The organism is Runella sp. R0.1_18 (assembly GCF_057652155.1).
Genome location: NZ_JBYFCK010000005.1, coordinates 423,857 through 438,210 on the forward strand (window position 1 = coordinate 423,857; position 14,354 = coordinate 438,210).

A 14,354-nucleotide genomic window follows, 5' to 3' on the forward strand; every position below is an offset into this window, starting at 1 on the left:
TGTTAAATAAATAGTCACAAAAATGCTGCTGGTCAGAATGACTGGCAGCATTTTTGTTTTTTGTACCTTTGTAACACACGCAACAAAAGCGGCCTTTTTTCGTTCAATATTGGCAAACATTCGCACAACAATGAAACAACTACTGACTGCCTCCGCATTATTGGCAAGCATAACCCTCTTCGCACAAAGCACGCCCAAAGATTTTACCATATCGGGCACGGCTAAAACATTGCAAACCAACGACAAAGTATATCTCGAAATCCCTGGAACTCAGCCGTTGGTTGTGCTAGACTCGGTGAAAGTAGGTAGCGACAAGCGTTTTACATTTAAGCGTAAAGAACTCGATGAAGGCACGGTGTATCAGGTAAATATTGCTCAAAAACAACGTTTGATTGTGCTTATTGAAGGGGGAGAAAACATTGAGATTACTGCGGATGGTACTGAAAAGGGTGAGGCATTGGTGAAAGGTTCTGCGAACAACGATAATTACCAAAAGCTGATTGGGATGTACAAGGTAATGTCAGAAAAATCAGCAAAATGGCAAGATGAGTATGCAAAAGCCGAACAGAAAAAAGACAGCAAGAAAATAGCCGAAATTCAACAGGCATTTGAGGCAGAAAGCAAGGATTTCACGAGTAAGGTTAAAGCCATGATTCCACAAATGGGTACATCACTCTCGGCCTTATTTGCCACCAATTTCCTCAATCCAGAAGTAGAAATGAGTACTATTTTTGAGCTGGCCCAGAAGTTTGAGAAAGAGCGCCCTAACATGAAGCAAGGGCAGATTTTTGTCGGCAATGCCAAACGTATGCGTGGGATTCAGATTGGTGACAGCGCTCCAGAAATTACTTTAAATACAACAGGCGACAAACCCCTTAGCCTTTCATCCCTTCGTGGAAAGGTGGTTTTGATTGACTTTTGGGCGTCGTGGTGCGGGCCTTGCCGCCAAGAAAACCCCAATGTGGTGAAAGCATACAATCGTTTCAAAGACAAAGGCTTTGAAATTTTTAGCGTGTCGCTCGATAAAGACAAAGCCGCTTGGATTAAAGCCATTGAAAAAGATGGTTTGTTGTGGCCAAGTCACGTATCTGATTTGAAGTATTGGCAATCGGCTGCCGCACAAACGTACGGCGTAAACGGTATTCCAGCAACGTTTTTGTTGGACAAAGACGGAAAAATTATTGGCAAAAACCTTCGTGGCGAAGCACTTGAGAAAAAATTAGAAGAAGTATTGAAAGTAAATAACTAAGTCATTTTCTCGCTTCCTACTTCTAAAAAATAAAACATGAAAACTTTTCAGGTGTTCGTCACTTGGAAAGTTTTTTTATTTTGAGTCAAACCTTAATCTTTACAGTATTCTAAAACCAGCGAAACCATGCGCCATTTGTACCTCTCAACTATTCTTACTGCGTTATCTGGACTCGGAGCCCTTGCCCAAACCTCCGACTTTACCCGTGAACATGAGTTTACCAACAACTGTGAAGGGCCATCGGTGGATGGTGAAGGCAATGTCTATGCCGTCAACTACGCCATGGATGGCACCATTGCCCAAATCCCCAAACGCAACAAAACGTCGATTTTCTTGACTTTACCCAAAGGAAGCACAGGCAATGGGATACGTTTTGGCAATGCCAACACTTTTTATGTCGCCGACTTTACAGGCCATAATGTACTAAAAGTCAACCTAGCAACAAAGCAAGTGAGTGTTCACTGTCACGAACCAAGCATGAATCAACCCAATGATTTGGCGATTACGAGCAAAGGGCACATTTTTTGTTCGGACCCCAACTGGAAAGCAGGGACGGGGCAAGTCTGGTATGTATCGCCCGAGGGAAAAGCCAAAATTGCAGCTCCCTCAATGGGAACAACCAACGGCATTGATGTCAGTCCTGACGAACGGACATTGTACGTCAATGAAAGCGTGCAACGTAACGTCTGGGCTTTCGACATTGGTGCGGATGGAAGCTTGTCGAACAAACGTTTGTTAATACAGTTTGCCGACGGAGGCATGGACGGAATGCGCTGTGATGCCAACGGAAATCTGTACATCACCCGCCATGGAAAGGGTGAAATAGCCGTTGTCGCACCCGATGGAAAAATCGTTAAGACCATCAAAACCAAAGGCAAAAGTGTGTCTAATATTTGTTTTGGAGGCAAAAAAGGGCGAACTTGCTACATCACTTTACAAGACAGAGGCTGTATGGAAACTTTTACCGCCGATGCGCCTGGTAGAGAGTGGACAATGATGCAAGCTTTTTTAGGAAAGAAATAACCCCATTAATACGTTTAGATGCAGAAGTTTAACGCTCTTATCATTCTGATTTTAGGCTTACTAGCAGCTCGTTCGGATGCCCCGCGCGAACAAATGATAACGTTGGGAATGGCTTTTCAAGATTTGAATACGCAAATTCGTGAACAAACCCTGACGCCTGATTCTGCTCAATTGCGCTTTCAGGCTATTTTGCGAGAATTACGCCAAGTAACTCAGCCGTATCGTCAGCAAAACTGCACGGATTCGGTTCGATTTGTGTTTCCTTTGCGCGATTATGATGCCAACAACATCGGAGGGCATGGCTCGGGTTTTCGTCCAAAAGGCTTTAATTTATTCGATCATACAGTACAAGGAAGCCATCCCGCACACGATATATTTGTCTATGACCGTAACCAAGATAGCGTTGACGACCAGACAGATAAGCCCGTGGATGTGTTGGCGATGCGCCCAGGTATTGTAGTAGCAACAGAGACTAATTGGTCACCCGAAAGCTTGTACCGAGGCGGCAATTTTGTGTGGATTTATGACCCTTGCCTCGATGGCTTATTTTATTATGCCCACCACAGCAAAGTAATGGTAGAAGCAGGCGATGAAATCACACTTGGACAAAAAATAGCGGAAGTAGGCCGTACGGGACTCAATGCCGCCAAGGCACGCTCAGGTACCCACCTCCACATGATGTATCTTCAGCTGACTCCCGAAGCGCTTCCTCATCCTGTCAATACCTACGATTGGTTAGCGAGCGCTGAAATAATACGATAAAATTAATTACAGGCTATGACTCAAGTTACGCTTACACTTTCTGAAAGTAAACAGGCTGAAGCTTTACTTCGGTACTTAGAGTCGTTGGATTTTGTAAAAATAGAACGACAAATTACGTCGCCCCCTCCCACAAAAAAAGCGTTGAAATCTGCACAGGGAATGAGGGATTTTTTGACGCAACTGCCCGCCCATACTTCCAATCAATCTGAAGTGAATAAGGCTGTCAGAGAAGTTCGAGAAGGAAATTTTGAATAACCTATATGATACGTGTCATCATTGACCCAAATCTAATTGCAAGTGTGTTGATTGGAGGTATCACAAGAGAACGATTTATAGAATTGACCTATCACTTAGATACAATAGAGTTTTTGTACTGTGACCAATTAATTAAAGAGATACGTAGTTTTCCACGGAAAAACTACTTTAAGACAAAAGGTATTGACAGCGCTATTGTTAAAACGTTTTTGGGATATTTTCAAGGGTTTGCTGTTAAGGTAATCGTAACCTCTCAGGTAAAAGTAGGGCGTGACAGAAACGACCATTATTTACTGAGTCTAGCAAGAGATGGTAGAGCAACTTATCTAATCACTGGTGATCCAGACTTGCTGCAACTTCAAAATTACGCTACAACTAAAATTGTAAACCTGAAAAAATTCATGGATATATTGGAGGAAATTAGGTAACAAATTAGCGCTTTGCCACTTGAAATAATACGATAAAAAATCGCCGCATGGTGACCCATAGCGGCGATTCTCTTCACGAAACCAATCACTTCTTTACCAATCCACTTAACTCTTTTTGAAGCGTTTTGTTATCAGGAAATTCTTGCGGAATCCAGCGTTCTACAATCTTTCCTTGCGCATCTATCAATACGAACGGATAACCCATGGTGGTTGCGTAGGTTTCTTTTAATTTTTGTGCGTCTTCGTCGGAAGCCCAAAGATGGACAACACTCGGACGATTTTCGGTCAGCGATTGCCAAAGTTCAAAAGACGTATTGGGTGTAACGTTGAGATAAACAAACGTTAAACGACCTTTGTAAGCTTCTTCGAGCGGCTTAAAAATAAGCTCGTGTTGTTTTAAATTGAAGCAAAACGCAATGCAAATGGGCTTACCTTGAAGACTTTGGAGGGTTACTTCTTTACCATCGCGGTCTTTGAGTAAAAAGTTGGGGGCGCCTTTTCCTACGTACATGCCTTCTTTGGCCGTAATGCTTTGTTTGAAATACGGAAGGAGCTCAGAAGATGGGTACGCACGTTCAAATTTTTCTAATAAACTATGAGCCGCAGTCATGTCGCTTCTAAACGCCACCGCATAATCAACCCAATGCGTGAGTAGATAGGCACGTTGCTTGGGATACGCCCTTAGCTGTTCGTCACTTTCTTGGTAAGCTAGTTGTAATGCCTCACCCGACAAAATGTAGCGTTGCGCCGAATCTGCTGGGTATTTTTTGGTAATTGGAATCAGGATATGATTTACCAACTCGCGGCGATACGGCTCACTCATAAGGGCGGCATCGGGCAAGATTTTGAAGTTTTGAAGCGTGAAATTTTCTACCTCTTGGCGCTGTGTAGCTTTGAGTTGAACTCCCTGACTTTCGCGGATTTTTTTGTCCAATACCAACTGACGGGTCAAATACGCTTCGGTGTTGATGGTCGCTGTGATGTACGCATCAAACGCTTCGCTGATGGGTTGTTGGCTTTTCAATGTTTGAAAACGCTGTAAGCGAGCTTGTTGGAGGCTGTCCACCTTTGGCAAGATGCTACTGTTGTCGTTTTTGGTAGGTTTGTAGCCAAATACAGGCAAGTATTCGTATAAATTTTCTTTGAAATAATCCCGCAAAAACTCTTGGTAATAGGCGTTTGTCCCTTCAAAAGTCAACGATTTATTGGGATGAATCGTTACCGTCAGCTTATCGTTGGGGCTAACAAACAAGACCCGATTAAAACTTTGACTAACAGGCTGGTAGGCCGAAGTCCCCGCAGAAGTAGGGACAATTTGAAGCCGTACCAACTGAGGTTCGGTAAGCTCCACTTCTGCATTGGCGACTTTTTGATTGGTAATTTCAAAATAACCAATATTTAGAAACTCAACATCGGCCAAACCAATGGCTGGCGAAGGCTGAAATTTTACTTTTTCCGTCACCAGCGACACCGAAAAATTGGTGGCCTCAGGGGCCATTTTGAGGGTAATTTGGGCATTTTGTGCCTTCAGGACTTGTGCAAACAAAAGCGCAAAAAGGCCATAGAGAGGATATTTCATAATGCGTTATTTTCTAGTAAACGAAAAACGGCGGAACTAATTGTCGATTTAATTGACCGAAAAATTCACCCCTCCCATTGATTCTATCAGTTTAAAGAACTCGTTGGTAGGTGCAACTCGGTGCGTTCGTGATTGAAGTTTCACCTCCGTCCGACTTTGATGATCCACCACCGACACTGTAAGTGCGCAGTGGCCTGGGTAGGCTTGAACAGCCTCGTTGAGCTTGGTGACAAGTGTACCGTCGAGCATATCCAAATCCAGTTGGAGTTTGATTTCTTTGGTAAGTTTTTCGCGAACCTCATTCAGCAGCTGCATCGACGTGATTTTGAACTCGTATTGGTCTTCTTGTTTCCAACGGTTTTGGATTTTCCCTTTGACAAACAAAAAGTGTCCCATTTGGACGTAAGCCGAAAACTTCACAAAATCTTCGCCAAAAAGCGCCATTTCCATCGAACCCGCGTAATCTTCGAGCTTGAAGATACAAAACGGGTTTCCTGTTTTGGTGGTTCTGACTTGGCTGCTACTCACAATACCCGCCACCGTAATGTCTTTGCCAAACAAGAGCGGACGACCGCCGATTTCTACATTGGCAACAGCAGGCATATCTCCTTCTTCGGTATCACTGGTTTCAGTAACTTCGGAAGTGAGCATCACTTTATCAAGGGTACACGTACAGAAATTAGTTAATTCCAAGCGATACATATCAAGCGGGTGGCCCGAAATGTAGAAACCAACCACATCTTTTTCAAAACGTAACCGCTCAATGTCGCTCCACTGCTCTACAATTGGCGCTTTAGGTTTGGCAATATCGGCGCCGCTTCCGCCAAAACCACCAAATAACGACGCTTGCGCGTTGGATTTATCAGCTTGAACGGCGTTGGCGTATTTGATTAATTTTTCGATTAAGTTCTGTTGTTCGCCGTCGGCGGTCGTAAAATACTGAGCACGGTGGTATTCTTCAAACAAGTCAAAAGCCCCCGCATACGCCAATGATTCGATGGTTTTCTTGTTGACAGTTCGTAAGTTAACCCGAGTCATAAAATCAAAAAGATCTTTGAAAGGGCCATTATTGGTTCTTTCTTCGATGATGCTTTCTACCGCCGCGTCACCAGTTCCTTTGATACCTCCCAATCCAAAACGAATTTCGCCACGTTTGTTTACCCCAAAACGGCGTTCCGATTCGTTGACATCAGGGCCCAATACAGGAATCCCGAGGGCTTTACATTCTTCGAGGAAGAACGTAATTTTTTCGATGTTACCCAGCGAACTCGTCAAGACCGCCGCCATGTATTCGGCGGGATAATGAGCTTTTAGATAAGCCGTTTGGTACGCCACAAAAGCGTAACACGTTGAGTGCGATTTATTGAAGGCGTACGACGCAAAGGCTTCCCAGTCAGTCCATACTTTATCGAGTTTTTTCTCATCGAGGCCCTTACTTTTACCGCCGTCGATAAACTTACTCTTCATTTTGTTCAAGACCTCAATCTGCTTCTTACCCATGGCCTTCCGCAAAACGTCGGCATCACCTTTGGTAAAGCCCGCCATTTTCTGCGAAAGGAGCATAATTTGCTCTTGATAAGTACAGTTATGAAGAATAATGTTGTTTCCAACAAAATTATGGATGCCTTCTACGGTAATATCATATACTTTTTCTTTGCCAATCGCCTTGATTTCAACAATTTCATCCCACCGTATTTTAGCGAGGCGAGCTGACTGATTGAGGGGTAGGTGTTCGATTAATGGCAGTACTGCTTTTAACGAAATACGAGGGCACGTTCGGAGTTTGTTAGGCAAAAGATGCTGTCGGTCAAATCCGTATTTATCCATAAGTCCGCGACCTGAGCCTTTCCAAACTTGTCCTAGTTCATCTAAAAATAACGTGCGTGAAATATTATCATGTACCTCATGCCCTGATAAGAGGGTTTCTTGGATTTTTTTAGAAACTAAATGGGGGCCTATCAATTCAGCAAACGCTTTGAGGTTGTAAACGCTTACTTGGTAGGCCGTCATTTCTTGGTTACGACGGTTGTTGTGATAGGTTGATTGATAAGTGACGGAATAAATTCCCAAACGCAGAAGCAGGGTTTTAACGTCATTGGCCAACCTGGGTGAAATCGTTTTGAAATGGTTTAAGTCTTTGCCAATGTGCCCATCGCAGTCCCACAGCGAAGCCAAAAAGAAGGCAATGGCTTCTTCGGTTAGACCAAATACAAACTCTGGAACAAATTTTTCGTCCGAACGGCAGCCACCTTTCATGGTTTTTAGGCCCCATTCTCTCAATTGAGCCACCAATGAATTCGTTTCGTGGTAATGCGTTTTGTCCGTTCCTGCCACCATGATTCTTGTTACGTCCCGAACTTGTTGTAAGGTTCGAGTTTCCAAGCGTTCAAATGTATTGATACTCTCGGTGTAAGCATCCAACAATTGAGAATCTTTAGAGACAAAGTCTGCCGTAGCGCCACAGCCACTTAAAGAACCATCGGCAAGAATATAAGCTAAGACACGCAATTTGTCACGGTCATATTCTTGTTCATTTTCAACGAATAATTTTCGAGGAGTAGCAATCACACTGCCTACTTGTAAACTTCCCGCCTGTTGCCAACCTGTTTCGGTCAGAACCTGGTGGTCAGGGGTAAGTTTAACTCGACTTCCATTGCGAAGTCGTACTTCAAGTACTTCTTTTTCACCATTACATACCCAATGAGTTATAGGGGCTGAGGCAGGTAATAAATCGTCGTTTACTCCTTGCACCCAAAACTCGCCTACGCGATTAGAAAGGCTATCGATGCGTACTCGCTCGCCAGTTTTAGCGTCATGAATGAGGGTATCGCCAGTGACACAAATTCCGTATGTATCAGCCAAATATTCCTCCATTTCGGGGAGGTCATACTCTACTTTTTCGCGGCCGTGTTTACGGTTAATAAAGTTAGGAATGTACGCAATCGGGCCTGGGCGGTACAGGGCGTTCATGGCGATAAGGTCTTCAAAACGGTCAGGTTTGAGTTCGCGCATGTACTTTTTCATCCCGTCGGATTCAAACTGAAAGACGGCATTGGTCTCACCACGTTGGAAAAGCTCAAATACCTTGACATCATCGAGCGGAATGTAATCAATGTCAATTTTAACCCCGTGGTTGGCCTCAATCATCCTAAGGGCTTCCTTGATGATGGTCAAGTTTCGTAGCCCCAAGAAGTCCATCTTGATTACCCCCGCATCTTCAATTATTTTCCCTTCGTACTGCGTAATCAGCAAATTAGATTCTTTGGAGGTACTCACAGGAATCAAGTCAGTCAAATCTGAAGGGGCAATGATAATCCCTGCCGCGTGAATCCCCACGTTGCGAACTGTTCCTTCCAATTTCTGCGCTTCTTTGAGAACTTTGGCCGTGAGGTCATTGCCTTTCAGCATTTCACGAAGCTTTTTAAGGTTTTCTACCTCGTCGGGCGTCACCACGTCGGCCATTTTTTCGAGAGGTACTTTGAAAACCTTGTCCAAGTTCATGTTGTACGTCGGCTTATCAGGCACGAGTTTCACCACGGCGTTGGCCTCTTGCAATGGCAAATCCATCACCCGCGCCACGTCTTTAATGGACGACTTGGCGGCCATCGTACCGTAGGTAATGATTTGGGCCACTTGGTTTTTACCGTATTTCTGCACCACATAATCAATCACCCGTTGGCGGCCTTCATCGTCGAAGTCCGTATCAATATCGGGCATGGAGATACGGTCGGGATTCAAGAAACGCTCAAAAAGGAGGTCGTACTTGATAGGGTCAATGTTGGTGATTCCGATGGCATACGCTACAGCACTTCCTGCGGCCGACCCCCGCCCTGGGCCGATGAGCACGCCCATGTCGCGCCCCGCTTGGATAAAGTCGGCAACGATGAGAAAGTAGCCAGGGAAACCCATATTTTTGATGGTATTCAACTCAAAATTGAGTCGTTCTTCGACCTCAGGCGTAATTTCCTTGTATTTTTTCCGAGCCCCTTCAAACGTCCAATGCTTGAGGTACTCCCACTGATTGAGTACATCGGCGGTGAGTTCTTTCATCTTACCATTGAACTCAATCATTTGCGAAATACTGTGCTTCCTAAACTCTTCAGGAATCGGGAAGTTGGGCAACAAAATATCCCGATTGAGTTTTAAAAGTTCTACTTTATCAACGATTTCTTGTGTATTGTCCAGCGATTCGGGCAGGTCGCTAAACGTTTTGAGCATTTCTGCTTTGGTCTTAAAATAAAATTCGTCGTTAAAAAACGCAAAGCGCGTGCCTTTGGGCATTGGATTTTCGTCGTCAAAGTCCTTGTTGGTAGGCGTAGATTGTTTATCCCCCGTATTGACGCACAGCAAAATGTCGTGTGCATTGGCATCATCTTGCTCTACGTAATGACTATCGTTGGAACATATCACCTTGACGTTGAACTCTTTGGCGTATTTAAGCAGTACATCGTTGGCAATAATTTGGTCGCGGATGCCGTGCCGTTGAATTTCGACATAATAATCTTCTCCAAACAAATCGAGCCACCACTTAAACTCCTGACGCCCCGCCTCTTCTCCTTTTTTGATGATGGCTTGCGGCACACTTGCCCCGATGCAACAAGTCGTGGCGATGAGTCCTTTGTGGTATTTTACGAGCAGTTCTTTGTCGATACGCGGGTATTTACCGTACATTCCTTCAATAAAACCTAGCGAGCACAGTTTAGCCAAATTTCGGTAGCCTTCGGCGTTTTTGGCCAACAGCAGTTGGTGCCGACGGACGTCTTTTTGTTCCTTGGTAAACTGTTTTTTGTGGCGGTCTTCTACCAAATAAAACTCACAGCCCACGATAGGTTTGATACCTTGTTTGTGCCCTTCGGCGACAAACTCAAATACGCCAAACATATTACCGTGGTCGGTAATGGCAATGGCGGGCATTTCGTCGGCTTTGGCCTTTTTAAACAGTTTTTTTATATCTGCCGCCCCATCAAGTAGCGAGTATTGGGTGTGGCAGTGGAGGTGAGAGAATTGCATATCAACTACATTAAAGTCTTTATCCTTGGATAGTGTTAGTGCGTTACAAATGCGCGCTTTTTAGGAGTTTGCTTGACAAATATGAACTAGCAAATTCAACACTTATCCAAAGTTACGGTTTTCTGCTAGAAAGCAGAAGGAGGCCGTCGCGAAAATTGTGATGGGGGAGATTAGCGTGAGGGGTTAGCTACTTGCCATAGGCAAAGAAGAACGACATTAAAATTCATATCGGGAGCCAGTACTATGTTTTAATTCCAGACCGATGCTACGTTTGAACTTTTCCTTCAATCGATTCATTTCTTGCGTATCTTTTCCACCAACAATAAACCCTCTAATGTGTTTCTGTGGAATCTGACCCACTTTCTTTTTTATAAACTCAATCGCTTGACAAATTTGATCGAAAGCATAGGAAGCTTCTTTGGCATTGCCTTTTAATTCAACAAAGAGGTATTCGAACTCGTCATTTTCTCTCACCTTTACAAACAAATAATCACACTGTTTTTGGTGAGGAACCTCAGGAATCAAACATTTGTCTAATTTGATGCGACAAACCCTTGGATGCTTTTTTGAATTGATGACAAATGTTTTCCCCTGTTCGGAAGCACTTTTTTCTGATGAATAACATTGTTGATTGCCTCCTACTTTTTGATAGATGCCTTTACAATCACTCACGGGTATTGAATATTTAGGAGTTCATCAAATTCATTGCTAATTTGTGATGATACATCATCAAATAGTACAGCATCCACACCCTTGAATTCGTAATTGAGGGCATCTATGATTTCACCGTTTATGAGATTGTATGCCGAAAAATCTTCAAACTTTACCCATGCACTACGGTCTATAAGTTGCTCGGCAGCAGCATTTTCTAATTCAGCAGCTTTTAAGAGATTATCCAAAACGCGTAGAATAAAAGTACTGTGTGTAGTAATAAGCAGCTGATTCTGAGAGTTTTTATTGGCAAGTATGGCCAAGGATTCGATTAATTCTTTTTGGGCAGAGGCAAAAAGGTGAGACTCAGGTTCTTCGATAACCCTAAAAACAGAATCGCCATAAAGTACATTGATAAAAATATCTTGCAGTGTACGAATGCTTTCTTGCTGGCCCGAAGAAGCGTTCTGCAAGAAAATAGACTGATTGTTTCCTAGAACTAGCTTTTCCCCTTCTTGGTCGTTGATATAGTTGCCTTTTAAAATATTTTGAACTCTGTCAAGAATTTTCTGGGCATCTGTAGTGTCAAGAGTAGGGTTAAGGTCGATCTCGTCTTGCATAAACCCAGCGAAATTTCCTGATTGTTGAAATTTGTTCCTCAAGAAACGGTTGTATTGGATAAATTTTAGCAATATAATGTCGTTTTCAGAAGTATAGCGATGCGCTTCAGCCTCGTTATAAGCAAATTGGTTACTGTCTAACTTCGCATAAATTTCTAGCAAATGATTTCCCAAGGACACAACAGCGTTTCTACTAGCTGGTAAGTATAAATTTAATTGGGTACTCCCAAAAAGAGTATTGACAATTTTGGCAATAGCGTTAATAAATCTCTCTCGCTCTTTTCTCTCAAGTTCACTAAAGGCATTTTCTAACCGCTTGAGCTCTTTATTGAGTGCGACTACTTTCTGTAATTTGGGGAGCCAATGAGCAAAATCTATTTCTAAACTCCCCGCTTCGCTGTTACGAATGGCAATTACCTCTCCATTTGCGTACGTGTAGGTGATTTCAAAAGAAGTAAGCCGTCGAGGCGAACCAAAGAGCTTAGTAAAATGGGAATGAATTTGGCCTTCTACCACTTGTTTTAGGTTATTATCAGTAACCACGAAACTATTTGTAAAAGGTAGAATAATTTCCTCTCGAATGGTCTTAAAAAAATAGACAAGCTTCCCTATCGTACTTTTCCCACTCGCCTGTTCTCCCATCAAAACCGTTATTCGTTTTATCCTGATGGGAAGTGCCTTTTGGTTAACAATGGCCTTGAAATTTTTTATCAGTATTTGTTCCATGCGCAATAACTACTTTTCTAAAATGTCTGGGGCTTCCCAAACTCAAAATTAACACAATCCCGCTTTAAATGGGCTGAAAACGGCGTTTTGTTCAAAATGAGCAAAAGAAAGTCAAAAATGAGTTAATAAAAATTGAATTTTTTTACATCAAAACTTTTCAAATGTCAAAAATGAGACAAAGAATGTCCATTTTCTGATAACACCCCTACTTCGTTCGATACGATATTTGTACAGCTTATTTATTCACTCATAACTCATTCTTTTATGAAAACTTCCCGCACATTTTGGTTATCTCTTTCGACTGTCGTATTGGTTGGTTGGCTTGTGGCTTGTAATGAAAAAGAAGAAGTCGTGCCTGAGCCAGAACAATTGACGGCAGCCAACTTTGCAGATCAATTACGCGCTCCCATCGGGCTCACTCTCGACACCAAAGGACAGCTTTGGGTCACCGAAGCTGGTACGGGTAAAAACGACGGAAGTATCGTCATGATTACCCCACAAGGAACCAAAACTACGGTCATGACGGGTTTCCCCTCGGTGATTGCCAACGGAGCCATTGAAGGCATGAGTCATCCTCTTTTCCATGACGGAAAATTATACGTATTACACGGCGTGAGCGGGATGCTTTATACCTTAGACGTAGCTTCGTTTAAGGCAGGAGATGCCGCGCTCAGTTTATCGACAGCCCAGAAAGAAGATGTAGGAACGTACATTCGAAGCCTCAACCTGACCAACCCGATTAACTCAAACGCATTTGATTTGGTAATGGGTCCCGATGGAAACTTGTACATCGCTGATGCAGGAGCCAATGCCATCTTTAAACGCGACAAAGCCACGGGTAAATTGAGCTTGTTTGCCAAAATTCCTGATGCGGCCACCAAAGTAGAGGCCGTACCGACGGGGATTGTGTTTGATGGTACTCGTTTTTTGGTGACAACGCTTAGTGGATTTCCATTTGCTCCAGGCAACGCTAAAATGTACCAAATCACAACTGATGGCGCCGTGAGTGAATACAAAACGGGTTTTACGACTTTGTCGCATCTAACGCTTTCAAAAAATAATAAACCGTTGGCGATTCAGATGGCCGAGTTTGGAGCAACAGGCTTTCAGCCGCTTTCAGGAAAAGTGGTTAATGAAGAAGGGAAAGTTTTACTCCCAAGTATTATGATGCCAACCGACATTGAGCGCAGCGGAAACCGCGAGTTTTACCTACTAAGCTATGCGCTTGGAACTATTCAGAAATTGAGCTACTAAAATTTCACTAATTAACCTTTTCCCTACAACAATGAAAAACTATCCCATTTACGCATTTGCCCTACTTGTTTTATTATTTGCGGCTTGCCAATCGGCCGAAGAATCGAAAGATACAGCCAAAGCTGAGGTGGAGCTATCAGACTCGGCGCTCATCAAACGTGGTGAATACTTGGTAGGCATTATGGGCTGCCAAGACTGCCATTCGCCTAAGCAGCTGGGTCCCAAAGGCCCCGAAGTAGTTCCAGGTCGCCACTTGTCGGGTTATCCCGCCGACCGCCCCGTGGGAAAAGTCACTCCAGAGGCGCTGAAAAACGGCTGGATGCTGTTAGGTGGCGACGGAACATCGGCAGTGGGCCCGTGGGGAATGAGCTTTGCGGCCAACCTCACTTCCGACACTACGGGAATTGGGTCGTGGTCGTTTGAGCAGTTTAAAATTGCCCTTACGCAAGGCAAGTCCAAAGGGATTGCCACGGCTCGCCCGTTGTTGCCTCCGATGCCTTGGCCCAACTACGTAAACATGGCCGACGAAGACTTACGAGCGGTATTTGCCTACTTGAAAAGTACTCCGCCTGTTAACAACATCGTGCCGATGCCTATCGCACCTGATAAGTTGCAATAACCATTTTTGACGTAATTCTCTCGCTTTGAGCCCTCCTTTTTGGGAGGGCTAGGCGATAGCCTTGTGCTGTTGGGGCAGTGATGGCTGACACTTTCGTGGTAGAAAGGGCAGGAGGATTACGGAAATATTTGACGGAATGTTTCTACCTCCTTTTTCTACTACTCATTTGTGAATTTTA

11 protein-coding genes are annotated in these 14,354 nt (G+C 43.7%); 7 read left to right on the forward strand and 4 right to left on the reverse strand.

Features of this window, described 5'->3' with window-relative positions; genetic code table 11:
* Positions 1 to 130 precede the first annotated feature (130 nt).
* The 5 genes from AC23P2_RS12180 (at position 131) to AC23P2_RS12200 (ending at position 3,717) form a co-directional block, all read left to right on the forward strand.
* A complete protein-coding gene (locus AC23P2_RS12180) occupies positions 131 to 1,249 on the forward strand; it encodes a redoxin family protein (RefSeq protein WP_487773447.1) in 1,119 nt (372 codons plus the stop codon).
* 126 nt (positions 1,250 to 1,375) lie between these two features.
* Entirely contained in the window at positions 1,376 to 2,272 is an 897-nt protein-coding gene (locus AC23P2_RS12185) for an SMP-30/gluconolactonase/LRE family protein (RefSeq protein ID WP_487773448.1), read from the forward strand.
* Positions 2,273 to 2,290: 18 nt separating this feature from the next.
* The gene (locus AC23P2_RS12190; RefSeq protein WP_487773449.1) at positions 2,291 to 3,034 is read left to right on the forward strand and encodes a M23 family metallopeptidase; all 744 of its coding nucleotides are present in this window, start codon (positions 2,291 to 2,293) and stop codon (positions 3,032 to 3,034) included.
* A 15-nt stretch (positions 3,035 to 3,049) separates the two neighbouring features.
* Positions 3,050 to 3,289 (forward strand): hypothetical protein, encoded by a 240-nt coding sequence (locus AC23P2_RS12195; protein WP_487773450.1) that lies wholly within the window; start codon positions 3,050 to 3,052, stop codon positions 3,287 to 3,289.
* Positions 3,290 to 3,294: 5 nt separating this feature from the next.
* Entirely contained in the window at positions 3,295 to 3,717 is a 423-nt protein-coding gene (locus AC23P2_RS12200) for a putative toxin-antitoxin system toxin component, PIN family (RefSeq protein WP_487773451.1), read from the forward strand.
* A gap of 85 nt (positions 3,718 to 3,802) precedes the next feature.
* On the opposite strand, the gene AC23P2_RS12205 is transcribed toward AC23P2_RS12200, so the two are convergent.
* The 4 genes from AC23P2_RS12205 to AC23P2_RS12220 all read right to left on the reverse strand — a co-directional run bounded on the left by AC23P2_RS12205 (position 3,803) and on the right by AC23P2_RS12220 (position 12,303).
* Entirely contained in the window at positions 3,803 to 5,296 is a 1,494-nt protein-coding gene (locus tag AC23P2_RS12205; RefSeq protein ID WP_487773452.1) for a TlpA family protein disulfide reductase, read from the reverse strand.
* A gap of 48 nt (positions 5,297 to 5,344) precedes the next feature.
* Complete coding sequence (dnaE, locus tag AC23P2_RS12210; protein ID WP_487773453.1) at positions 5,345 to 10,306, reverse strand: DNA polymerase III subunit alpha; 4,962 nt, start codon at positions 10,304 to 10,306, stop codon at positions 5,345 to 5,347.
* Positions 10,307 to 10,522: 216 nt separating this feature from the next.
* Positions 10,523 to 10,978: a hypothetical protein gene (locus tag AC23P2_RS12215; protein WP_487773454.1), complete on the reverse strand. Its 456-nt coding sequence runs from the start codon at positions 10,976 to 10,978 to the stop codon at positions 10,523 to 10,525.
* Positions 10,975 to 12,303, reverse strand: coding sequence for an AAA family ATPase (locus AC23P2_RS12220; protein ID WP_487773455.1), 1,329 nt, complete (start codon positions 12,301 to 12,303; stop codon positions 10,975 to 10,977). The genes AC23P2_RS12215 and AC23P2_RS12220 overlap by 4 nt, the downstream gene beginning before the upstream one ends.
* Positions 12,304 to 12,567: 264 nt before the next feature.
* Here AC23P2_RS12220 and AC23P2_RS12225 point away from each other — a divergent pair, with 264 nt between their 5' ends.
* Positions 12,568 to 13,557 (forward strand): ScyD/ScyE family protein, encoded by a 990-nt coding sequence (locus AC23P2_RS12225; protein ID WP_487773456.1) that lies wholly within the window; start codon positions 12,568 to 12,570, stop codon positions 13,555 to 13,557.
* Between the two features lie 31 nt (positions 13,558 to 13,588).
* Complete coding sequence (locus tag AC23P2_RS12230; protein WP_487773457.1) at positions 13,589 to 14,176, forward strand: diheme cytochrome c-553; 588 nt, start codon at positions 13,589 to 13,591, stop codon at positions 14,174 to 14,176.
* Positions 14,177 to 14,354: the final 178 nt, after the last annotated feature.

Bases quoted from the DNA above. Each gene is read 5' to 3' on its own strand.
- AC23P2_RS12180 (WP_487773447.1), top strand. From the start codon at position 131: ATGAAACAACTACTGACTGCCTCCGCATTATTGGCAAGCATAACCCTC.
- AC23P2_RS12190 (WP_487773449.1), top strand. From the start codon at position 2,291: ATGCAGAAGTTTAACGCTCTTATCATTCTGATTTTAGGCTTACTAGCA.
- dnaE (WP_487773453.1), bottom strand. From the start codon at position 10,306: ATGCAATTCTCTCACCTCCACTGCCACACCCAATACTCGCTACTTGAT.
- AC23P2_RS12200 (WP_487773451.1), top strand. From the start codon at position 3,295: ATGATACGTGTCATCATTGACCCAAATCTAATTGCAAGTGTGTTGATT.
- AC23P2_RS12185 (WP_487773448.1), top strand. From the start codon at position 1,376: ATGCGCCATTTGTACCTCTCAACTATTCTTACTGCGTTATCTGGACTC.
- AC23P2_RS12195 (WP_487773450.1), top strand. From the start codon at position 3,050: ATGACTCAAGTTACGCTTACACTTTCTGAAAGTAAACAGGCTGAAGCT.
- AC23P2_RS12205 (WP_487773452.1), bottom strand. From the start codon at position 5,296: ATGAAATATCCTCTCTATGGCCTTTTTGCGCTTTTGTTTGCACAAGTC.
- AC23P2_RS12230 (WP_487773457.1), top strand. From the start codon at position 13,589: ATGAAAAACTATCCCATTTACGCATTTGCCCTACTTGTTTTATTATTT.
- AC23P2_RS12220 (WP_487773455.1), bottom strand. From the start codon at position 12,303: ATGGAACAAATACTGATAAAAAATTTCAAGGCCATTGTTAACCAAAAG.
- AC23P2_RS12225 (WP_487773456.1), top strand. From the start codon at position 12,568: ATGAAAACTTCCCGCACATTTTGGTTATCTCTTTCGACTGTCGTATTG.